Here is a 21,822-nt window from a genome sequence, read left to right on the forward strand (position 1 = left end):
TTAGTCATTTGTCATTAGTCATTTGTCAAAAATCAATGCCCCATCCCCAATGCCCCATGCTCAATACCTATTTACTCTTGACTTTTGTCCGCTTTTCCTCTTGGCTACTCCGAACAATCGGGATAGTGAAGTGAAACTGACTACCCTGGTCTTTGCCAGTTGACTCTGCCCAAATTTCCCCACCCCAGCCATTAACAATTTGACGGCAAATTGCTAAACCAAGTCCAGTCCCGCCAGTGGTGCGGCGCAGCGCTCCCTCTTCTTGATAGAAGCGGTCAAAAACTACTTCTAAACGATTCGGTTCAATGCCGCGTCCAGTGTCAGCCACAGTTACCTCGACCATTTGACGGCTGTTGTAAATCGCTTTAATCGTGATTTCTCCTTGAGGTGGCGTAAATTTCAAAGCATTGTCCATGAGTTTTGCCAGTACCTCTACTAGCCAGTCACCGTCAGCTCTTACTAAAGGTAGGTTTTCGGCAATTTGAGTCTTGATTTGGGGCGGCTTTTCCATTGAGGAACGCGTGCGATTTCGGCTGAGTGCTAAATCCACACATTCTTGTAAGGTGAGGGATTCTGGATGCCATTCCACCCGGCCGCTTTCCAAGTTGGAAAGTGTGAGGAAATCTTGTACCAGTTTTCGCATCCGCTCTGAGTCGGAAAGAGCGGTGTTGAGCATGACCTGCTGCAACTCTAAGGGCATATCCGGTTCGCTAGCGAGACTTTCCAGGCACACTTGAATTGTGGATAGGGGGGTACGCAGTTCGTGTCCGGTGATGGCTATGAGGTTGCTGCGGGTGCGGTCTAGGGCTTCTAGCTGCTGGTTAAGTTCTTCTAGGTTAGCGTAAGCTTCCGCTTGGATAAGAGCTGCTCCTACTTGGGTAGCGATCGCTTCTACCAAATCCAATTCTCCAGGTTGGCACTCGTGCGGTGGCATCTGGCAGTAATGTAACTCCACAATCCCCAATAATCGCCCCTGATAGAATACTGGTTCCATCAGCCAAGAACGAATGGCAAACTTTTTGGCGATCGTGGAAAGTCCTGGCGATTTGGTAACGCGAGGGTCACTCAGCGTATCGCTTACACAAACACCTTCGCCTTGTTCCACGATGTCCCGAAATAGAGAATTTTTCTCTAACTCCCATGTTTGCCCACAAACAGATAAAACACCGGGAGTCAAAAACTCGTGTTCAATTATCGCTTGGCTATCTGTGGCTTGAGCGCGGTAAATTAAACAGCGACAAGCTTCTAGGTGTTGCCCTAATTCTTGTGCCGCCACCTGGAGAACTTCGTGAGGATCGAGCGATCGCCGAATGGCAGTACTAATTGAGTTGACTAATCGTTCTTTTCGTGCTTGGGCAGCAATAGAACGGTAAGCTTTGTGCAATTTGTATTGACTAGCTTGCAAATAAGTTACTAAGCGCTGCACAAAGGGATCTGTATCAATGTCACAGGCATACTCGTTTACCTGTTCGGCTCCCGAGTGGTTTCGCGGCTCCCCGATGCCAAACCTCTGACGTGCCTGTTGAATTTTATTTGCTAGTTCTGGTCTGTAAACCAAAACCCTATCTAACAGCAATTCGGCTGCTTTGAGGCTAACTCCCCTTTCTGATGTCCAAATTCCCTCAAATCTTCGGGCTGTGTCTATATCCAGATTAGGGCTTAGTTCCGGTAGTTGCTTGTTTTTGGCAAGAGAACCAAGGTTTTCTCGGCAAACTAGACAAGTAGCATAATTGTCAGCGATCACTACCAAATGCCACTCCTGACTTAAGCCATCCGTTGGCTCAAAAGCCACTTTTTCGTAGTCTTCCGAACTGTTGGTGAAATCCGTTTCTGGAGCAGATAATACGTATATTTGGTTACTCCGCAAGGCTAGTCGCAGGTAGCGATGAGCTTCTTGGCGGTAGAATCGCTCTCGCTGGAAACTAGCAATTACAAGGGGTTGTGCTAAAGTCGCAGCCAAAACTTGATCTTCCATCGCGTGGGAGAGCGCCGTTAGTGAAGCCTTAAAATATAGCTGGGGCCGCAAGTAGGGTAGGGACTTTAGCAGATCACTCAGCACAGAAGTCGAAATGCTCATGAATTATTGTTAAACGCTCAACCTCGATCAGATCCACGTCACAGCTGCATTGTACAAATTCCAAGGGACTCTCAAGTTAAATAGACAGCTGCAATATGTAAAGAACGCTAAAAAGCGCTTTTCGCCAAAGCAGTCGCAACACTTTGTTACCAACTAAAGGGCGTGGGTACACTTGATTTCTTGATTGACAACCTATTACGCCCAATATACATTCTCGACAACTGATGCTTTTGCTTGCACAGGTAAAATCTTTCAGGAATAAGTACTAAAACATTAATTATTGTATGGTTTTAACTACTGTATTCGCTAATAACCACAGACGATCGATTTACAGTCCATGCATCGGCAAAATAGCCTGTCGTAGACATCGCCTACTTTGCCGACGTTGATTTATGCTTGCTAAAGAAATTTTCTTACCCAAAAATCATGACTGTGACATTCACATAACTTAATCAATAATTAGTGATTAAACTTAATCAATTAATTAATTAATTAATTATCATAAATTAGTCTAATCAAATACCAAAGATATTTAAGACAAAATCGTATACTAGTAAAGAATCAATTTTCTCTATGTCCAACAAAAACCGTCAGCTTCACATTTTCACAGAGTATACTAGATACCTTGTGTCTTTGAAAGTTCAACGACTAATAAATTATCTCAAAATTCTCAGTTTTCAGTCTTGACCTCAAACTTATAAAATATAAATTTATCGACAAAGGCAGTTATTGCTGAGGGCAGTGTGCCTCCTGCCTCGTTCAAGAAGATTTGCTTATGCTTATATGGATATGAGTGCTGCCATTTTGTCAGCAATATGTCAGGATTATTTTGGCTCGAATAGCTCAAACGAGTTTTAAAGAGCGTCTTTTTTCGGAAGTTGTGAGGATGAACAAGAAGCAGAGAGGATGGGGCAAAGAGAAAACCGTATATTTACAGAGGTTTTCAGGTATTTAGACCAAAACTAAGACAAGGAGTAGGGAGTAGTGTAGTTCAATTACTTGAAAAGCGCTGTAAAAGCAGGGCAAGATTGCTGATCTGACTCCGCACTTTCTCTCTCTCTACGATACGCTGTCCTTTGTTTAAACTACGTGTCTCGACACAAATCTTTCTTTTTGCGACGCTCTGTCTCAAAGCAAAAGGGTATTTATTCTTTCCCTCTGCCTCTTGGGTAAGAGACTTCTACTCAAAAGACCACAAAAATATAGACCTGTACACGGAACTTTGTCTAATGACACCGGATACGCTAATGACCCCAGAAAAAATTTTTCTGGATGGAAAAACTTTTATTCCTGCCGAACAATTACCGATTCCGGAGTGGCCTTGTGTTGTGGCTGAAAGATCGCAACCGACACTAACGGTTAAAGATGATGATTTATTTTTTGTGACAGATACTATCGGGAATATTTCTGGCTGTTCCCTCAACGATGGTAATCCCAGTATGGGACTGTTTTGTTGTGATACGAGATTTCTCAATCGCTTGGAGTTACAAATTGAAGGGCGATCGCCTGTACTCCTCAGTAGTACTGCTGAGAAAGGTTTTTCACTCTCAGTTTTGTGTACCACCCCCAGAATCGACGAACGTCTAAAAGCCGAGACTATCGGAATTCGCCGAGAAATCGTGCTGAATGGGGCACTATTTGAAGAAATAGAAGTATCTAACTACAGCACAACTACTGTCAATTTTGAACTAACCATCAGCTTTGATGCGGATTTTGTTGATTTATTTGAAGTCCGGGGCTATGACAGAGAAAAACGAGGTCGGCTTTTACGCCTAGTAGAACCGACGACTGAGGAAGGAACATTTTCTCACGTCGATGGTGTTGCACCAGTACCTAAAGAGCCATCTGCCTCTAGAGAAGAATCTTTAACACTCGCCTATCAAGGTCTGGACGGCTCAGTGATGGAATCCCGGATTTTATTCCAGCATCGGCAACCAGACTATTTCAAGGGTTACACTGCGGTTTGGCAGCTAGAGTTGGCTTCTCACGAAACTCAAAAGCTGGGCTACCGAGTGAATATGTTGAGGAACAACCAGTCTAGTTCAACCGTGAGCGCCGCCACTACCTTAGGACAGGCAAAAGCTGCTGAGTGGATGGAGGAGCAACACTGGGTACAACAAATTACTCGCATTAGCTCAGATAAGAGTACCTTCAATCGAGTGATTGAACGGGCTGAACAAGATATGTATTTGTTGCGCCAGTCTTTTGGGAAGCATAAGACTGTTTCCGCTGGAGTACCCTGGTTTTCGACACTATTTGGGCGAGATTCGCTGATTACAGCTTCTCAAAGCCTAATGTTAAACTCGCAAATCGCTAAGGAAACTCTAATATTACTGGCGACATACCAAGGTAGAATTGACGACGAATGGCGCGAAGAAGAACCGGGTAAGATCTTGCACGAGTTACGTTTGGGAGAAATGGCTCGTTGTCAAGAAATTCCCCATACACCCTACTACGGTACAGTTGATGCTACTCCCTTGTGGCTGCTGCTCTATGCCGAACATTATGCTTGGACTCACGATCAAGAACTCCTAGAGCAACTTTGGCCGAATGCTCTAGCTGCAATGGAGTGGATCGATCGCAATACTAAACAAACCAGTTACCTCAGCTACTTCCGTACATCGAAACGCGGTCTTGCTAACCAAGGTTGGAAAGATTCTGGCGACTGTATTGTAGACCGCAAGGGAGAATTAGCCAACGGCCCAATTGCCCTGTGTGAGGTGCAAGCTTACGTCTATGCTGCAAAAATGCGCCTAGCAGAAATAGCTAGGATGAAAAAGCGGCTTGATTTGGCAGATCGTTGGCAAGAAGAGGCGAGAAATCTTAAGGTTCGGTTTAATCGAGATTTTTGGGTGGAAGACCAAGATTTCTGCGCCCTGGCTTTGGATGGAGAAGGTAAGCCAGTAGACAGTATTACCTCAAATCCTGGTCATTGTCTGCATTTGGGACTCTTCACAGACGAAAAAGCTCATAGTGTAGCAGAACGGTTGCGGGCACCAGATATGTTTAATGGTTGGGGCATTCGGACTCTAAGTAGTTTGTCACCGGCTTATAATCCGATGGGTTATCACATTGGTTCGGTTTGGCCCCATGATAACGCTCTGATTGCAATGGGATTGCGATCGCTCGGTCTTATCGATCAAGCCCTAGAAATATTCCAAGGTTTATTCGATATGACTCAGCAGCAACCCTATCAACGTCCTCCAGAACTTTTCTGCGGCTACGAACGGAACGGTGATAATGCCCCTGTGCAGTATCCAGTTGCCTGCACTCCCCAAGCTTGGGCTACTGGTAGTATTTTCCAACTACTGCAAATGATGGTCAACTTGGTGCCTGACGCTCAAAATAACTGCTTGCGAATAATCGACCCGGCTTTGCCAGAATCGATTAATCGCCTGTCATTTCATAATTTGCGAGTCGGCCCCACCATCCTCGATTTAGAATTCGAGCGTTCTGGGACTACGACTGCTTGTCGTGTTGCAAAAAAACGGGGCAATCTAAGGGTAGTTATCGAAGCATAGGAAGGGAGTAGGGAGTAGGAAATTCACCACTCCCTATTTTATGCTTAGTGAGGCACTTACGCCCGTCGTAGACATCGCTCGGTGGCATAATGTCAAAATTGAGCCGCCGCAGATAACTTTTGCATCAACTCCAGGGGTTTCCTTCAGTCCGTTTCAACCGAATTGTTAGCAGCCTGCGACATTACTCTTGCATTTCCCACATGAAATCAACCCCGTAAAAACAACCGAGGTAGAGCAGCATACCTCTGGTTTCTTCAGCAGCTATCCTGTAATACTCTGAAATACACTGAAATATATACCAATATTCATCTACTTCCTCATCCCATAATGTTCTGTAAACATCTGGATTCAGCACACAAGCTTCTTCATATCTCTTAGTAAACTCTTTTTCTGAAATTTGAAGCAGCGCTTCGGAGATTTGCTGAGTTTCTGAGGGAACAAGATATTTTACAGGGCCGAAATCTTTAAAACTACCTTTTGTTCCTTCAATTGAGGTTGTGCCCATCACTGCATTGATTAGCAATCGGTTGTTTTCCTTTTTTCAGGCAACAATAAAAGGTATCTGACATTCTTCCCACGAAGATATATCCTCAGTTAGCAAGTAGTGGATTGCGTGCCAAGAATCAATCTCTAGTCTTCCAATTCTCCATTGCTCCTCAGCAATAAGAGCGTCCTGGTTATGATTAATTCCTTTTTTTTTAAGTAGTTTTTTTAAGTAGGCAGGCAGATGTTGAACTGCTCCGGTTTCTAAAGCTTCTTTTGCATGAAGATACAAGTCCAATACATACAAATCTTGTTTCGCTATCTCTAAAAGAGGTGCGGGTATTTGTTTGAAGTTTCCCTCTATTCCCATACCTTATCTGCTCCAGGATATTTTCTATATCTGCTCAAATGAAATGTCATACAGTTATAATTCAGACCTAAATCTTGATGTGTGCCAGAACCTTGTCTTGTTTAACTGCTGACCGCGAACAGAGAATTTAAAACTACCCCCCAGTCGCTTCGCTGAGTGCTTCACGAATTATCTCATCACTCACACCATGCCGTTTCAGGCTGGCAATCAATGTAGAAACAGTATCACCCTCAAGTCGCTCAAGATCAGATCGGAGTCCTTGTCCGATGTAAGCACGAACTAATGGCTGATAACCAGAAAACCCTAACAATGGTGCTACTCGCTTCAAATCCTCAATCACATCCTCGGGAATGCGAATTGTCACTGTCGTCATTGGACGATTTTTATCGAGTCGCTTTTTTAAGAATTCAGCTTTCATAGTATTCACGTTCCTTGGGCGTCGCTTTCCGAGCCGAAATGATCCTAATCATGTCGTTTTCACGCTCAATGTAGACGACGTAAAGAAGATTCCATCGTCTGTCCAAGCCAATTACAGCATCTCGCTCCTCATCATTGCGGCTTGCGTCAACCACCACTAGAAACGGATCGAAGAAAGCTTCTACGGCTTGCTGAAATGTAATGCCGTCATGATTACTAGGATTAATCCGAGCTTTCTCCTCGTTCCAAAGGAAGGTGACACCATTAAGCACGAAAAAAACATCCATACCTCATAGTCTAGGCAAGATGTATTTACGTTGTCAATACGCTTTTTTGTAAAAGTTTACAATTACAATTCAAGACTGAATCTTGATGTGTGCCAGAGCCTTGCAATGCTTACCTGTTTCTTGTCTTCCTCAACCCAATAAATAATACGATAGGCAGTTTAAGCACTATTACTTATTGACAAATTATCCATGATGTTAAGTATTACTGATAGGGTTAGGGGAATCTCCCAGAGTCAAATATCACCAACACCAAACGTATTGAGATGTAAGTAATTTCTCATTTGCATTCAAAATTATTAATGAGAGTTTCTTTCATTTATTGAGATTTTAGTGTAGACTCTTTTTTAAGATTTATTGAATAATATTCTCAATAGAAGGTAGATGTAAAATGACAACTTCTACAAGTCCGCTGTCGGTGGAGCAAGACCTTACTGACTCGCCTTGGTGGGCTGGTAACGCCAGACTCACCAGCTTATCAGGCAAATTACTCGGCGCTCACGTCGCTCATTCTGGTCTGATCGTTTTCTGGGCAGGAGCTATGACTTTATTTGAGCTAGCCCACTTTAATCCAGCAGAACCGATGTACTCGCAAGGCTTAATTTTGCTACCTCATCTAGCTACTGAAGGTTGGGGTGTTGGCGTAAATGGTGCAGTCGTGGATACTTATCCCTACTTTGTAATTGGAGCTTTGCATCTAATTTCCTCAGCCTTTTTGGGTTTCGGAGGAATCTTTCATTCCCTGCGTGGCCCGGAAAAATTGGAAGGTAGAGTTTCTTTCTTTGGCTATGACTGGTCAGACACCAGTAAAATGACCACAATCCTTGGTATACATCTGGTTTTACTGGGTTGTGGTGCATTCTTGTTAGTCGCCAAAGCAATGTACTTTGGGGGTTTGTACGACCCAAATGTTGAAAATGTGCGGGTGATTACAAATCCGACATTAAATCCAGCCGTCATTTTTGGTTATCTGTTTGGCGCAATTAGGAAATTTTGGATTGCTGGCGTTGACAACCTTGAAGATGTGGTTGGTGGACATATTTGGGTTGGTGCGATATTGATTTTCGGTGGACTTTTCCACATAGCTACTAAGCCCTTTACCTGGACGCATCCACTATTTGTTTGGTCTGGAGAAGCTTACCTTTCTTACAGTCTGGGCGCTTTGGCACTGATGGGTTTTATTGCAACTCTGTTTGTATCGGTAAACACCACTGTTTATCCTGAAGTTTTTTATGGGCCGGCGCTTGTAGTTAGACAGAATATCGTGCCGTACTTTTCATCACTTGACCCTGACCTTGTAACTGCCCGGACTTGGTTAGCTAATGCCCATTTTTGGTTAGCTTTTTTCTTTCTCCAAGGTCATATATGGCACGCCTTGCGGGCGCGTGGGTTCGATTTTCGCAAAGGTAGGGTGAGTCAGGAGGCGGTAATTCCGCAACCAATTAGCTAAATTCAATTTAATGCAATGGATTTGCAATTGCCTGGAAGCATAAGCTCAACAATATTGCTAAATATTCTCAAGGAGTTTTGAAAATGACAGCAGTAATTGAAGATAGCCCATATAAGCAACAAATACCTGATGTTGGTTGGTGGGCTGGTAACTTTCGTCTCACTAATTTATCGGGAAAATTACTAGGCGCTCATATTGCCCATTCTGCATTGATTTTGTTATGGGCTGGAGGGATGACGCTGTTTGAATTGTCGCGCTTCAACCCTAATGAGCCAATGTATGAGCAAGGGTTAATTATACTGCCTCATCTAGCAACTCTGGGTTTGGGTGTCGGTGCTGGTGGGCAAGTTATTAGCACGTATCCCTACTTTGTAATCAGCGTCTTACATCTGATACCTTCAGTGATTCTCGCAGCTGGTGGTATTTACCACTCTCTGTTGGGGCCAGAGGTGTTACAAGATAATCCCACTTGGGCTGGCTTTTTTGGCTATGACTGGAAAGATAAGGACAAGATGACTACCATCTTGGGCATTCACCTAACGCTTTTAGGTTTGGGTGCTTTGACTTTAGTTGCCAAGGCGGTGTTTTGGGGTGGACTGTTTGACCCTTGGGCTGCTGGCGGTGGAGATGTCAGGGTAATTAATCATCCGACACTTAACCCGTTCCGCATCTTTGGCTACCTATTTGGGGCTTGGGGACCAGACGGAATGGCAGCTGTCGATAACTTGGAAGATGTTGTCGGTGGTCACATCTGGGTTGGTTTGATGTTAATTGGCGGTGGTATTTTCCACATCTTGACTAAGCCATTTGCTTGGGCACGCCGAGTTTTGATTTACTCAGGGGAAGCGTATTTATCTTACAGCATTGGTGCTGTAGCATACATGGGCTTTTTAGCAGCATACTTTGCTTCAGTCAATAACACCGTCTATCCCGAAGTTTTTTATGGCCCAGTTAAAGCTATAGAAACTTCTGCTGGTATAGTTTCTGCTCGTGGTTGGTTGGTAACTTTCCATTTTGTCCTAGCGCTCATATTTCTGTTAGGTCACATTTGGCACGCTCTTCGCGCTCGTGCGATCGCAGGCGGATTTGATTTTAAAAATGGTGATATGGTTCAGCCTCCACGTGTAGAGCGCCAAAGGAGTAATCAAGTAACCGTAGTCAATTCTTCTGATCTGACGCTGAAGTTTCTCAAATACTTGCCACTTTACCGCCCTGGTATATCTGCTTTGTGGCGGGGATTAGAAATTGGCATGGCTCATGGTTACTGGCTAGTTGGCCCCTTTGCAACATTAGGTTCATTAGGTTTATTACGCAATTCTAATGTGGGCAACTTAGTTGGTTTACTAGCCACAGGCAGTTTGATTATCATCCTGACAATTGGTTTTTCGCTTTATGGCACTACTAGCTACGAAAGACAACAGGAAATCTATTCACGACCGGTTTCGGTTGCAATAGTTGCCAAAGTGCCACAGAGCATCAATACTGTTGCTGAATGGAGTCAATTTACTGAGGGCTTTTTGATTGGTGGAATTGGTGGAGCAATCTTCGCTTATCTGCTATTGACTAGTGTTGCTTTATTCGGTGCGATCGCAATTAACTCGATTTAATCATCTAGTGATTTAGTACCCATGATGTAAAGACGTAGCATTCTACGTCTTTACAATAAAGTATCTAGTAAGTATCTTAGAGCAAGATTTAGATTGCTCGCTCTGGCCTCACTCCTTGTTTAAACGGCTACACGTGCCAATCTATCCTGTAACTTTACCTTTAAGAACGCGAGGTTCTGCAAGGATGGCGACCTTATTTAATGGAAGGCGATCGCTATTATGAATCTGAGCTAAGTTCTTCCTTGGTGTATTGGCGTTCACAGATTAAGTTTGGCATTCTTGGCGCTCATTGCATCAAGTTAATAATTAGATTGCTTAGGCAATGACATATTGATTCATGTCTACCTACTGACTTAGTTAATTTAGTTTCACTCAACACCAGCTAAATAATATTTCATGCCTGCGGTTAAAAGCAGTTGACCGCGGGCACTTTTTTCTAATCTTTAGGAGGATAACTTATGCTGGCTACAATTTTTTGTGCTTCATTTGCTTGGGCCACTTTGATTTTCTTTATTTTGAGTATCTGGTTTACCTTCAAACAAGGGATAAATCATTTAAAAAAGCTACATCAAATTCCTTGTCATGCTTGTGAATATTTCACTAACGACTATCGCCTTAAGTGTACTGTACATCCAATTAAAGCTTGTTCTGAGGAAGCGTTCGGCTGTCTTGACTTTGAACCTCAAACTTCTTTCTGTAATGCTTGTCAAAAGGGTCGGCGAAAGCTTTGTTAAAATTTTTCAATTAGATAATTTCTAATCCGTAACACTCTAAATACTTATAAACCGACAATCTGATTTGCTATCCGAACTATGTGATTTTCTATATCCTCGTAGTCCATATTATGGGCAATTTAAACCAGAGTATCTAGTATTTAACGCTAATCTTCAAGATTTTTCTCAACGGGTAAACTACATTTGTAGCCTCCAAACTAGTGGTAAACTTTCCCCAGAAGAGGCTTACAAACAAATTCACATCCTCTGGAGACAGTTGAAAAGTGCCAAAAAAGAATTGGAAATTCTCTAAATAGAAACAGTACTACCGTCAAGTGGCTCAAGATCATCTCTAAGTCTTTGTTCGATATAAGCACGAACTAATGGCTGATAAGCAGAAAATCCTAACAACAGTGCTACTCGTTTCAAATCCTCAATCACATCTTCAGCAATGAAAATTGTATCCGCCTGCGAGCGCAGTCCTTGCAACGATGAGTTTGGTCGTCCACCAATTGAGTATTTTTAACAAAATGCAAAAAAGCTACATTCACTGGATTGATATGGGAATAAATTTCTGCTAAGAAAAGGGTTAACGATGTAAAAACAACAATAATTTACACCCAAACTCCTAACAGACGCGATTAATCGCGTCTCTACTCCTAACTTTTATGCTTCTTCTGAATTTTCTCTTTTATGTCCTGGGGATGCTTCGTAAAGTGCATCGAGATGTTGACGCGCATCTTCAACGTTAATTGAACGCATTACCAAAAGTGGCTCTTTAATTAAGTTTCCCGCGTTATCTAATAACTCTGGATGGGGTACAAACTGTTTTTTCGATGAATAATAACCATAGTTGCCTTGATTATTCATTGGCGAGGAATTCGTCGGGTAAGTTCGCTCCCGATCAAAACTGAACATAATCAAGTTACGAATTAAGTTGCCAACAGCTATAAATGCAAGGATTGTAAAAGCAAGAATGTAAAGCAGATGTAACATTGGATTTTCCTCCAGAACAGCAATTTTTAAAACTTTATTTTGTAACGCTTTGTTTCGCCGATACTGTACTCACACTTAAGACGAGTATTCTACGCACTTTTCATGCGCTTACATTTATATGGAGCTATTTGTCAACCGTTATTCCACTTACGGTAGCATATGATACATTATTTTGCTAATCTCGTTAATGTTAAGAAATTGTTAAGAATTTTCTACTATCTTTTTAACGACTGATTTACCATCTTGCGTAGACGCTTCCTTGGTAATTCAAGAGACATCGCTAAATAGTCTGCCGAAATTTAGCGCTTAGACTTCACGTCCTTGACGAAAGCGCATTGCGACATTCCAGCATTCTGTTACTAATTCATGCCAAGGCATTAATGTTGCCATATCAATTCCGACTTGTTTATCAGTTGCATTAAATAGCATCTTTGCCGTATTTAGTTCATCCTGTGCTTGCTTAACCCGCAAGAGCAAGTCAGATTGCTCTTGGTGAGTCATAAATGATAGTTCCTCAGTTTCGAGTAAATGGCGCGATCGCGTAAACCAATGCTGAAAATCTTCCAGCAGCGGATCTAAAACCGTTTTCAGCAACTCAGTCCCTGGTAAATTTGAGTCTGACATAAATGAGAGGCATATTTCAAACTTGCTTACTAATATTAACGTTATTTACGTTTCTTAATACTTTTTCGGTTTTTCTCATAATTTCTTGATATAAAATTTTGTAACAGAGGGTACAGAATTTATTATATAGTCTTGATATCTGGTTTGTACAGTGCCTTTGGACAGGCATCTATAGGTATATATGACATCAAGTTGCAATTCATAAGATAATTTAGCGATCACGGGCAATCCTGAATTTGACACTCAGATAACAAATCAAAAATTTATCTTTATCTTTGGATTGAAGAAGAATTCAGGAGTCAAAATTCAGGACTCAGAATCAAACCGCTACGCAAAGTCATTAGTTATTAGTCATTAGTCATTAGTCCAAGAGAAAGCACGCCCACTCTTTAACATAGTTTGAATTAATCCGATGAAAGACAAAGTTTTTCTGCCCACCGTGAAAGCAAGTTTACGTGAGCTTTGTCGAACTACTCATGGCATTGCAAGGGACGGGGTATGCACCAATGACAAATGACCAATGACTAGTTAATCAAAGTCGTTATAGTTGAATAAGCCTACAGATTCAGATAAATCACCTTTTGTAATCACTTCGCCAACGGTTCAGCAGCCAATGTCGCCAAATTTATCAAATCAGTCACAACAGTCAGAACAAGTTGAAAAAATTTATTTACCGCGTACCAGCGAATCAGAGAACTTAAAAAAGATTCGCCACACTGCTTCCCATGTAATGGCAATGGCAGTACAAAAGCTGTTTCCCAAGGCACAAGTTACAATCGGTCCTTGGATTGAAAACGGTTTTTACTACGACTTCGATAATCCAGAACCATTTAGCGAAAACGATCTCAAAGCCATCAAGAAAGAGATGGCGAAGATTATCAATCGCAAACTGGCAGTAATTCGGGAAGAAGTCAGCCGCGAAGAAGCCGAACGCCGGATTCAGGAAATTAAGGAACCTTACAAGCTAGAAATTCTGGCAGATATTAAAAACGAACCAATTACGATTTACCACCTGGGGAATGAATGGTGGGATTTGTGTGCAGGGCCTCATCTGGAAAATACCAGTGAATTAAACCCGAAAGCAATTGAACTAGAAAGCGTTGCTGGCGCTTATTGGCGTGGGGATGAAACTAAAGCCCAATTACAACGCATCTACGCCACCGCCTGGGAAAGCCCAGAACAACTCGCTGAATATAAACGACGCAAAGAAGAAGCGCTACGCCGAGATCACCGGAAACTAGGTAAGGAACTGGGATTATTTATATTTTCTGATCTAGTAGGGCCGGGTTTACCTTTGTGGACACCAAAGGGTACTCTTTTGCGGAGTATTTTAGAAGACTTCCTCAAGCAAGAACAGTTAAAACGGGGTTATCTGCCTGTGGTGACTCCCCATCTTGCTAAAGTCGATTTATTTAAAAAATCTGGACACTGGCAGAAATATAAAGAAGATATGTTCCCTTTGATGGCAGATGACGAGGAAGCAGCTGCCAATGAAGAGGGCTTTGTCATGAAGCCGATGAACTGTCCCTTCCATATCCAAATATATCAAAGTGAGTTGCGCTCTTATCGCGAACTACCGATGCGGCTGGCGGAATTTGGTACTGTTTACCGCTACGAACAATCAGGGGAATTGGGCGGTTTAACGCGGGTGCGCGGTTTTACTGTGGATGATTCTCACCTGTTCGTCACCCCAGAACAGCTCGATAGTGAATTCCTCAGTGTGGTGGATTTGATTTTGTCGGTGTTTAATAGTCTGCAACTGAAGAACTTTAAAGCTAGACTGAGTTTCCGCGATCCTGCTAGCGATAAGTACATCGGTTCAGATGAAGTTTGGGACAAAGCTGAAGGTGCAATTCGCCGTGCAGTTGAAACCTTGGGGATGGAACACTTTGAAGGTATTGGAGAAGCGGCTTTTTATGGGCCAAAACTTGACTTTATCTTTAGTGATGCCCTAGAGCGGGAGTGGCAATTAGGAACTGTACAGGTAGATTACAATTTGCCAGAACGCTTTGAGTTAGAGTACGTCGCCGAAGATGGTGTTCGCAAACGCCCAGTGATGATTCACCGTGCGCCTTTTGGTTCACTGGAACGGCTGATTGGCATCTTAATTGAAGAATATGCAGGTGATTTTCCTTTGTGGTTAGCGCCAGTCCAAGCTAGATTACTGCCCGTGGGTGATACACAGCTAGACTTTGCTAAAGATGTGGTGGCGAAAATGCGTGCCTTGGGCATCCGTGCAGAAGTTGATACCAGTGGCGATCGCTTGGGTAAACAGATTCGCAATGCAGAGAAAGAAAAAATACCCGTGATGGCTGTGGTGGGAGCTAAAGAAGTGGAAACTAACACCTTGAGTATCCGTACCCGCGCCTCTGGAGAATTGGGAGTTATCGCCGTCGATGAGGTGGTAGATAAAATGAAGGATGCGATCACTAAGTTCGAGAATTTATAAAATCTAATCGCAGACGCACACTAATCATAATTGGTGTGCGTCTTGTTTATTAGGGTACTGAGGCTTACTGAATCGATCATCTAGGTGTTAGCAAAGGTGCGATCGTAATATACAGCGTATTTCAAGTAAATGAAGTACACGGGTAGGAGCACAACATGTTGTGCCCCTACGATTATCTGTACCTCACCTTGGCGTAGCCTCTCGTAGAGAAGTTGCAATCTGCTGTATTTAATATCAAAGACTCATTAATGGAGAGCAAAAATTTATTTTAATTTTAACTTTTCACGAGATTTTGAATGTCAGAAAGTATCACAGACAACAAAACTTTTCTCAATCGCCGCACCCAAGAAAACTTTTCGAGTTATTCAACACTGTTAGGATTGATTTAAAGACTTGTGGAATCTGCTTTTCCTAAACAGACTGGACTTGCATAAATTACTGTCAACAACTTTCTACTCACATCATGAACCGCTTTACCTCTATTTTGCTTGCCGGCTTGATAGCATCTGCTTCAGCTTTGGCTATTTCTCCAAAAGCTGATGCTAATACACCAGCGTCTTATCTTGCTGAGTTAGATAACCACAGCTATCAACGCAACGATGATGTTAACTACGAACGTCATAGTCGTCACTACAGAAATGGTGATTATGACCGCCAGAACGACCTTCGGAACATTCGCGACAATCACCGTTATGACCGCGATAATAATCGCCGTTATGACCGCGATAATAATCGCCGTTATGACCGCGATAATAATCGCCGCTATGACCGCGATAATAATCGCCGTTATGACCGCGATAATAACCGCCGTTATGACCGCGATAATAACCGCCGTTATGACCGCGATAATAACCTTCGCAACATTTATAACAATAACCGTCGCTATGAACGCGATCGCGACTGGGGTCGTGATTAATCCCTCCGTCTATGTATTAAGCTAGTTCCAAGTGAACTGAGGATTGATTTTAATTGACGGTAGGACAGACAAAATCTCTTTTCCACTCATTTCAATATCTGACTTTTTACTCTCATCTAGAAAACCTCGCTTCTATTCCCTAGTAAGAAAGCTTGCTCATTGCTCAGGTTTAGCGTTAGCTTTTCTATATGACGTGAAAAGTCAGATTTTTCCTAAATCAAGAATTTGCCCTCAGCCTAAAAGTCTGATTAATGGAGTTCAAATACTCATTAATGGAGCTAAAAGGCTGATCAATGGAGTTCAAATACTCGTTCTCACCCAAGCAGAGGCGCCATTAAAATAAAATAGCTGCGTTTTACGTGCGATCGCAGGCTCCGTACTCCTGCCAAAGCAATTTTAACTGTGACAAATCCTTGCCTGATAGTGTAATAGAGTGAACCGTAGGCATCGCTTTTCCTCATCTACAATACTTAGGGTATTCCAAAGTTTTACACAATTGTTAGTAATGTCAGTTTTTATGTTTGAACAGCAACCTGAAGATTTACGATTTTATGTTAAACAGTTAGCTACCGAAGCTTTACAAAAATCAGAACCATCGGTATGGTTTGAAGTGTTATATACCGAAGCTAAAGGTGATACAGCAAAAATTCCTTGGGCAAAGTTAACTCCTCACCCTTATCTACAAGATTGGTTGACGAATCATGAACCGTTCGCTTCTGGGCAAAAGGCGCTAGTCATTGGTTGCGGCTTGGGAGATGATGCCGAAGCTTTAGCTCATCTGGGATTTGAAGTAACTGCTTTTGATATTTCACCAACAGCGATCGCTTGGTGTCAAGAGCGATTTCCAGATTCGACTGTCAACTATGTAGTTGCAGATTTGTTAGCAATTCCCTCACAATGGCATCAAGCTTTTGATTTTGTTTTTGAATGTCGTAATATTCAAGCTTTGCCGTTGAATGTGCGTTCTGGGGTTATTTCTTCAGTTGCCTCCTTTGTTGCTCCTGGTGGCACACTTTTGCTGATTACTCGTGTTCGAGATACAGAAGTTGAACCCTCTGGCCCACCTTGGCCATTATCAGACTCAGAATTAGCACAGTTTGAAAATGTGGGATTACAGCAAGTAGAAAAACTCGTGTTTTTAGAATCTGAGCTTGACGTTAAGCAAGTGCGGATTAAATATCAAAGGCATAATTCTTTGACAGATTTCAATTATACAGCCAAAGCATAATTCATTACTCAGTAAGGATTTTACAGATTCTCAAAAAAACTTTTTATTCTCTGTGCATAAAAACTAAAAGTCGTCGTAGAGAATGACAGTACAGAGATAGTGAACTAAAACTTACTTAATTATTTGTATATGCATTTAATTAAAAAAGGATAAAAACATGCTTAACATTAACAAAATAAATCATATCCTCGTTCTGAGTTTCTTGTATTGATGATAAACAAACATTCGCTCAATTGACTCCTGAAGAAATGGCAACTTTCAGCGGTGATTTTACTGACATCTTCCACAATTGGACTGATGCCCTCTTTCCATTTCTCTTTAACCAATAAGATAATTTCATTCCGCTATTATCAGACCTTTCTATTAAAGATAACTTCGATTGAGTTAGATCCATGAAATACGCAAATTTGAATCTCTATGAAGAACTAAGCGATCAAACTACGGAAAAAATAAGCGGAGGTGCTACCTACACATTCAAAAACAGGAATGTCGGTCCAGATATACAGTTCACTATTCTCGGAGCATGTGGACAGGTAATACAAGCAGGTGCACTACAACCATTCTCGTCGTCGGGAGATACAGTAACACTAAACATTCCCGAACGAAAAGTAACTGTCTTGTATGATTCTGATTCTTCAGACAGCGGAGTCTCTCCGAGGCAAATTGAAACTACTCCTGGAGAAAGCTTTTTTTACAATTTCATTACCTTTGCAGGTTTTGAAGTTGTAGTACTATCTACACCAGAAGACGGCATTTCCTTTGATTCCCCAACACTACCTATAGGGTGACAACCAATGAAATAGAACTGATACCTGCCGTCTTGTACTACGCTGTTGACTCTGTACCCTTTAGCCCACAAGATTTCATGCAAAATCTGTATTTTTTGTTTTGGCGTAAAAATTGGTGTTGCAGGCGCTTTCACACAAGCAGAAACCAGCACAAATAATTTTTCGGAAAATTCCCGAAAAATAGCCAAAGTCAACAGCCTACCTTAATACCCCGTAGCGTCTTGTGTGACTGCGGGGTTTTTAATTGGTGGTATGTTGCAGATATTAATCCCACCAACGGTATCATTTAAGAGCACAGCGCTCAAAAAATCAATTTAGCGATCGCCTTCATCACTCTCGTAAAGCTGTTACCAAGTTTATTGCATACTTGATTATTTTTGGTTCTGGGAGATAATCTACTGGTTGTCCCAGTGATGACCTTGGTGGAACCCAATCAGCTAAACCTATTCTCAAGCCTCCCACTCAACAGCAGATTAGTTAGTTGATTATTATTGGTCTTAATAGTTATTATTCTGGTTTACCGAACTGATAAATTAGAGTAAACCGTAATCTTTTTTTAGGTCTAATTAAGTGCGGTAATCATCACCTAATGGAATGATGATTACCGAATTTACAGGACTTTGAACCATACTTATTATGAATACATAAGCACAAAATCAAGTGCAAAGACGATTAAACAATAGCTGAGTTTTTCCGAGAAAGAGTTATGGTACTAGTTCGTTACAACCCCTGGCAAGAATTGAACGCTTTAGAACGTCACATCAACGGCTTATTTGGAGATACCAGAGTGCCATCTGCACGGCTTGAAAAAGGCTTTATCAGAGTACCGGCTGCTGAGTTGCACGAAACTGATGATGCGATTCATCTCAAGCTAGAACTGCCAGGACTGGAAGCTAAAGACTTAGATATTCAAGTCACCGAAGACGCTGTTCACATTAGCGGTGAGCGCAAGTCTGAAACTAAAACCCAAGACAAGGGTATTACCAAGAGTGAATTTTACTACGGCAAGTTCCAACGTGTAATTCCTCTATCCGCTAGGGTTCAAAATACCAATGTCACCGCAGATTATAAAGACGGGATCTTGAATTTGACACTGCCCAAGTCCGAGCAAGAAAAGAACAAAGTTGTCAAGGTTAATCTAGAGCAACCTGCTGCATAAGAGCGAAACTACTCACCTCCAATAATTGATTGAGATAGCTAAAAGCCCAGTTAGAGATGACTGGGTTTTTTTGTATGCGCTCTCTACTTTAAGGGGCTGTGACGATCCTACGGACGCTCGTACCTCGCTACCGCTTCGGTAACGCTATATCGGTGTCGCTCTCTTTTCCTCTAAGAATTGGAGCGATCGCTGTACTGTTAATGAATTTACATTAATTACTCAAGAATCAATATCAATACAAATCACTGTAACGTATGGATTAATTACTGATTCAGGTACATCAATTGTTAATTCTCCTAACGGATTAGAATTGAGGATAGAATCAATAATTGCACAGCGACTTGTGTAGGTTAGTGCTGTGCCGTCAGCAAGAACAAACACCGATTTTACTTGTTTGATTGGTATACCCCTAACTGATATTGTTTCGTAAGGTTTCATTAATAGGTGTAAATAAATGCGATTGCCTCCGGCACGCGAAGCGCGAACGCCTTTACGAGTTGAGGGGCCATAAAATTGCCACGGTTCTAATCCTGGGGTTGTATCAAGTATACTTTCAGAGTGGCTCCCCATCCAATCTGCTATATCTTTGAGACGCTCTAACTGCTCAGGAGGGATTTGTCCATTACCCATTGGACTAATATTGAGCAAGAGGTTGCCTCCTTTGCCTGCTACTTCGCAAAGGGTATGAATCAATTGACGAGAGGATTTGAAGTTGCAATCATCTGAATTATATCCCCAACTCTCGTTAATAGTCAGACAGGTTTCCCAAGGATGATCAGGTGGGTGAGGAGGAATAAACTGCTCAGGAGTTTCAAAGTCTCCACAATTTGGCAGACGATCATTAATGAGAATATTCGGTTGTAAATCACGAATCATTTTCGCTAATTTTTGAGCCTGCCATTGCTCTGGAGTGCGTTCCCAACTTCCGTCAAACCAAATGATGTCAATTTGACCATAGTTGGTCAATAATTCTCGTATCTGATTGAACATAAATTGGATATATCGCTCCCACTGTTGCGCTGTAGGTTGAGGTAGCTGGTCAAAGCGATAAGGTTTATCTGCTTCTGTAAAAGCTGGATAGTCTGGATGATGCCAGTCACTAAGCGAAAAATAAAGACCAATACGCAATCCTACAGAGCGCATCGCTTCGATATATTCACGTACAATATCTTTTTTATAAGGTGCAGATGCAATTGAAAAGTTTGATTCTTGCGTATGGAATAGGGCAAAACCATTATGATGTTTGGCTGTTAATATGGCATATTTCATTCCTAGACTTTTTGCTAAATCTGCCCATTCTTGAGGATTGTATTGCTGTGGATTGAAAGTATTAGCTGTGTAGTGATATTTCTCAACTGGAATATCTTTGCAAAAAGGTAGGCTGAATACACCCCCAACTAACGGCCAAGATAACTCACATCCTTGTTGGGAACTATGTCCCCAATGAATAAACATCCCCAATCGAGCTGTATCAAACCAGTTATTCATCATGGTGAAATTTGGCAATAATTCTGCTTAATAAAGGAGAAATAGCTCCCTTTGCATATTAGTACATATACAGATTTTGGTTGTTATTATTTGTTGGCTGAGGTGAAAATGCGATTGCTATAAAGTGGGGCGTAGCTCATCGCCCCCTTTTCCCCAGAACTAGAGACAAGCCCTTGCTTGGCGTGGGCATAGTGTAGGGTGTTATGTAAAGATGTATGCCTCAAAGTTTGCCGTACCAATTGCACCAAACATTAAGCTAGACAAAAAATTCACGAATGACACAAATGATGACATAGTTTGATAAACAGTGTCATCTTTAAAGCTAAGTAAATCCGTTGAATTGAGATCACAACGTCTGTCTGGGAATTTTGCTATTATTTGCTACTTTAAAATATATGCAAATAATTGAAATTTCTCCATTCCAAGCATTTCGCCGGAGTGTAGCAACAGTGATACAGGTAGTTCCAAAGGAGCTACGTTATGTAACAATTCTGACATTAATGGGTGGTGCAGGCCCAGCGATCGCCATTTGGCTCAACAAAACGATCATTGATGAAATTACCCGCTTATTGAGTATAGGGACAACGCAGAATGCCATCGCCCTGATACTTTCGCAACCGTTGCTACTCTCCAGCATTGCAGGTTCACTGCTGGTGAATTTGGTCAGTGATGCGATCGCTAACATCAATGCCTTTGTATATAGTTCTCTGCGCGATCGCATTTTCGGCTTTGTTCAAGGACAAGTAATTGAAAAGGTTGCCACTTTTGAAGATATTGCCCTGTTTGAAACACCCGATTTGCTCAATTTGGTGCAGTTGACCGAAAAGGGAGTGCAACGACTTCCAGAGCTTTGTCTTAGGCTGGTGACAATGTTAGAGGGAATTTTTATCTTCATTCCAGCCATATTGCTTTCGATGTCCCTGGCTTGGTAGGTACCGCTAATTTTGTTTAGCTGCGTTACCTCGGTGATGTATGTGCAGATGAAATACCGTAAGCAAGCTTGGGGAGTAGAAAGAACTCAAGCGAGTGTTCTTCGGGAAATGAACTTATACAAAACGGTTTTAACCGGGGAAACATACGCCAAAGAAATACGCTTGTTTAGCTTGCAACCCTTACTACTAGAACGCTGGCACGGACTTTACCGTACCATTTTTAGAGCAATGGAACAAATCCGCCGTCGGGGGACAACAGCGGTTAGGGACTTGCGAAAAAATAAAGTACCAGCCATTCGAGAATATTTAGGAAGCGCGGA

19 protein-coding genes and 2 pseudogenes are annotated in these 21,822 nt (G+C 42.0%); 12 read left to right on the forward strand and 9 right to left on the reverse strand.

Features of this window, described 5'->3' with window-relative positions:
* Positions 1–67: 67 nt before the first annotated feature.
* A complete protein-coding gene (locus HWQ40_RS33595) occupies positions 68–2,077 on the reverse strand; it encodes a DICT sensory domain-containing protein (RefSeq protein WP_292786535.1) in 2,010 nt (669 codons plus the stop codon).
* A 1,229-nt stretch (positions 2,078–3,306) separates the two neighbouring features.
* On the opposite strand from HWQ40_RS33595, the gene HWQ40_RS33600 reads away from it, so the two are divergent.
* Positions 3,307–5,598: an amylo-alpha-1,6-glucosidase gene (locus tag HWQ40_RS33600; protein WP_292786538.1), complete on the forward strand. Its 2,292-nt coding sequence runs from the start codon at positions 3,307–3,309 to the stop codon at positions 5,596–5,598.
* A gap of 181 nt (positions 5,599–5,779) precedes the next feature.
* Here the strand turns inward: HWQ40_RS33600 and HWQ40_RS33605 are convergent, their stop codons facing one another.
* The 4 genes from HWQ40_RS33605 to HWQ40_RS33620 form a co-directional block, all read right to left on the reverse strand.
* Entirely contained in the window at positions 5,780–6,121 is a 342-nt protein-coding gene (locus HWQ40_RS33605; protein WP_292786539.1) for a DUF1877 family protein, read from the reverse strand.
* A gap of 18 nt (positions 6,122–6,139) precedes the next feature.
* Positions 6,140–6,451, reverse strand: coding sequence for a hypothetical protein (locus HWQ40_RS33610; RefSeq protein WP_292786541.1), 312 nt, complete (start codon positions 6,449–6,451; stop codon positions 6,140–6,142).
* A 133-nt stretch (positions 6,452–6,584) separates the two neighbouring features.
* Positions 6,585–6,869, reverse strand: coding sequence for a hypothetical protein (locus HWQ40_RS33615; protein WP_292786544.1), 285 nt, complete (start codon positions 6,867–6,869; stop codon positions 6,585–6,587).
* A complete protein-coding gene (locus tag HWQ40_RS33620) occupies positions 6,859–7,155 on the reverse strand; it encodes a BrnT family toxin (protein WP_292786546.1) in 297 nt (98 codons plus the stop codon). Before HWQ40_RS33620 ends, HWQ40_RS33615 begins: the two co-directional genes overlap by 11 nt.
* Before the next feature lie 388 nt (positions 7,156–7,543).
* Here HWQ40_RS33620 and HWQ40_RS33625 point away from each other — a divergent pair, with 388 nt between their 5' ends.
* From HWQ40_RS33625 to HWQ40_RS33640, 4 genes are all read left to right on the forward strand, one after another.
* On the forward strand, positions 7,544–8,602 hold the full coding sequence (locus HWQ40_RS33625) for a chlorophyll a/b binding light-harvesting protein (RefSeq protein WP_292786548.1): 1,059 nt from the start codon (positions 7,544–7,546) through the stop codon (positions 8,600–8,602).
* An 83-nt stretch (positions 8,603–8,685) separates the two neighbouring features.
* Positions 8,686–10,209, forward strand: coding sequence for a chlorophyll a/b binding light-harvesting protein (locus HWQ40_RS33630; protein WP_292786550.1), 1,524 nt, complete (start codon positions 8,686–8,688; stop codon positions 10,207–10,209).
* Positions 10,210–10,667: 458 nt separating this feature from the next.
* The gene (locus tag HWQ40_RS33635) at positions 10,668–10,943 is read left to right on the forward strand and encodes a hypothetical protein (RefSeq protein WP_229455123.1); all 276 of its coding nucleotides are present in this window, start codon (positions 10,668–10,670) and stop codon (positions 10,941–10,943) included.
* Between the two features lie 46 nt (positions 10,944–10,989).
* A complete protein-coding gene (locus HWQ40_RS33640) occupies positions 10,990–11,235 on the forward strand; it encodes a hypothetical protein (protein ID WP_292786578.1) in 246 nt (81 codons plus the stop codon).
* A 2-nt stretch (positions 11,236–11,237) separates the two neighbouring features.
* Here the strand turns inward: HWQ40_RS33640 and HWQ40_RS33645 are convergent.
* The 3 genes and pseudogenes from HWQ40_RS33645 to HWQ40_RS33655 all read right to left on the reverse strand — a co-directional run.
* A pseudogene (locus tag HWQ40_RS33645) lies at positions 11,238–11,435 on the reverse strand (hypothetical protein); the annotation flags it as partial.
* 153 nt (positions 11,436–11,588) lie between these two features.
* Entirely contained in the window at positions 11,589–11,918 is a 330-nt protein-coding gene (locus tag HWQ40_RS33650; RefSeq protein WP_229494151.1) for a DUF2973 domain-containing protein, read from the reverse strand.
* A 306-nt stretch (positions 11,919–12,224) separates the two neighbouring features.
* Complete coding sequence (locus tag HWQ40_RS33655; RefSeq protein ID WP_292786558.1) at positions 12,225–12,542, reverse strand: DUF2605 domain-containing protein; 318 nt, start codon at positions 12,540–12,542, stop codon at positions 12,225–12,227.
* 613 nt (positions 12,543–13,155) lie between these two features.
* Between HWQ40_RS33655 and thrS the strand changes: the two genes are divergently transcribed.
* The 5 genes from thrS (at position 13,156) to HWQ40_RS33680 (ending at position 19,082) form a co-directional block, all read left to right on the forward strand.
* The gene (gene thrS, locus HWQ40_RS33660) at positions 13,156–14,991 is read left to right on the forward strand and encodes a threonine--tRNA ligase (protein WP_292786581.1); all 1,836 of its coding nucleotides are present in this window, start codon (positions 13,156–13,158) and stop codon (positions 14,989–14,991) included.
* 463 nt (positions 14,992–15,454) lie between these two features.
* Positions 15,455–15,907 (forward strand): hypothetical protein, encoded by a 453-nt coding sequence (locus HWQ40_RS33665; protein ID WP_292786560.1) that lies wholly within the window; start codon positions 15,455–15,457, stop codon positions 15,905–15,907.
* 517 nt (positions 15,908–16,424) lie between these two features.
* Positions 16,425–17,135, forward strand: coding sequence for a bifunctional 2-polyprenyl-6-hydroxyphenol methylase/3-demethylubiquinol 3-O-methyltransferase UbiG (locus tag HWQ40_RS33670; RefSeq protein WP_292786562.1), 711 nt, complete (start codon positions 16,425–16,427; stop codon positions 17,133–17,135).
* A gap of 392 nt (positions 17,136–17,527) precedes the next feature.
* Entirely contained in the window at positions 17,528–17,923 is a 396-nt protein-coding gene (locus HWQ40_RS33675) for a hypothetical protein (RefSeq protein ID WP_292786565.1), read from the forward strand.
* Between the two features lie 706 nt (positions 17,924–18,629).
* Positions 18,630–19,082, forward strand: coding sequence for an Hsp20/alpha crystallin family protein (locus tag HWQ40_RS33680; RefSeq protein WP_292786568.1), 453 nt, complete (start codon positions 18,630–18,632; stop codon positions 19,080–19,082).
* A gap of 219 nt (positions 19,083–19,301) precedes the next feature.
* On the opposite strand, the gene HWQ40_RS33685 is transcribed toward HWQ40_RS33680, so the two are convergent.
* Positions 19,302–20,573 (reverse strand): alpha-L-fucosidase, encoded by a 1,272-nt coding sequence (locus HWQ40_RS33685; protein WP_292786570.1) that lies wholly within the window; start codon positions 20,571–20,573, stop codon positions 19,302–19,304.
* A 392-nt stretch (positions 20,574–20,965) separates the two neighbouring features.
* On the opposite strand from HWQ40_RS33685, the gene HWQ40_RS33690 reads away from it, so the two are divergent.
* Together HWQ40_RS33690 and HWQ40_RS33695 are read left to right on the forward strand one after the other, a co-directional pair.
* Positions 20,966–21,502 carry a hypothetical protein gene (locus HWQ40_RS33690; protein WP_292786572.1) on the forward strand — a complete coding sequence of 179 codons (537 nt, stop codon included), beginning with the start codon at positions 20,966–20,968 and terminating at the stop codon, positions 21,500–21,502.
* A 48-nt stretch (positions 21,503–21,550) separates the two neighbouring features.
* Positions 21,551–21,822 (forward strand): annotated as a pseudogene (locus HWQ40_RS33695) (hypothetical protein); the annotation flags it as partial.

Origin of the sequence: Nostoc sp. NMS9 (assembly GCF_017114995.1) — a bacterium.
Taxonomy (GTDB): domain Bacteria; phylum Cyanobacteriota; class Cyanobacteriia; order Cyanobacteriales; family Nostocaceae; genus Nostoc.

Bases quoted from the DNA above. Each gene is read 5' to 3' on its own strand.
- HWQ40_RS33595 (WP_292786535.1), bottom strand. From the start codon at position 2,077: ATGAGCATTTCGACTTCTGTGCTGAGTGATCTGCTAAAGTCCCTACCC.
- HWQ40_RS33680 (WP_292786568.1), top strand. From the start codon at position 18,630: ATGGTACTAGTTCGTTACAACCCCTGGCAAGAATTGAACGCTTTAGAA.
- thrS (WP_292786581.1), top strand. From the start codon at position 13,156: ATGTCGCCAAATTTATCAAATCAGTCACAACAGTCAGAACAAGTTGAA.
- HWQ40_RS33610 (WP_292786541.1), bottom strand. From the start codon at position 6,451: ATGGGAATAGAGGGAAACTTCAAACAAATACCCGCACCTCTTTTAGAG.
- HWQ40_RS33600 (WP_292786538.1), top strand. From the start codon at position 3,307: ATGACACCGGATACGCTAATGACCCCAGAAAAAATTTTTCTGGATGGA.
- HWQ40_RS33670 (WP_292786562.1), top strand. From the start codon at position 16,425: ATGTTTGAACAGCAACCTGAAGATTTACGATTTTATGTTAAACAGTTA.
- HWQ40_RS33615 (WP_292786544.1), bottom strand. From the start codon at position 6,869: ATGAAAGCTGAATTCTTAAAAAAGCGACTCGATAAAAATCGTCCAATG.
- HWQ40_RS33675 (WP_292786565.1), top strand. From the start codon at position 17,528: ATGAAATACGCAAATTTGAATCTCTATGAAGAACTAAGCGATCAAACT.
- HWQ40_RS33630 (WP_292786550.1), top strand. From the start codon at position 8,686: ATGACAGCAGTAATTGAAGATAGCCCATATAAGCAACAAATACCTGAT.
- HWQ40_RS33655 (WP_292786558.1), bottom strand. From the start codon at position 12,542: ATGTCAGACTCAAATTTACCAGGGACTGAGTTGCTGAAAACGGTTTTA.
- HWQ40_RS33635 (WP_229455123.1), top strand. From the start codon at position 10,668: ATGCTGGCTACAATTTTTTGTGCTTCATTTGCTTGGGCCACTTTGATT.
- HWQ40_RS33620 (WP_292786546.1), bottom strand. From the start codon at position 7,155: ATGGATGTTTTTTTCGTGCTTAATGGTGTCACCTTCCTTTGGAACGAG.
- HWQ40_RS33690 (WP_292786572.1), top strand. From the start codon at position 20,966: ATGCAAATAATTGAAATTTCTCCATTCCAAGCATTTCGCCGGAGTGTA.
- HWQ40_RS33685 (WP_292786570.1), bottom strand. From the start codon at position 20,573: ATGATGAATAACTGGTTTGATACAGCTCGATTGGGGATGTTTATTCAT.
- HWQ40_RS33665 (WP_292786560.1), top strand. From the start codon at position 15,455: ATGAACCGCTTTACCTCTATTTTGCTTGCCGGCTTGATAGCATCTGCT.
- HWQ40_RS33625 (WP_292786548.1), top strand. From the start codon at position 7,544: ATGACAACTTCTACAAGTCCGCTGTCGGTGGAGCAAGACCTTACTGAC.
- HWQ40_RS33650 (WP_229494151.1), bottom strand. From the start codon at position 11,918: ATGTTACATCTGCTTTACATTCTTGCTTTTACAATCCTTGCATTTATA.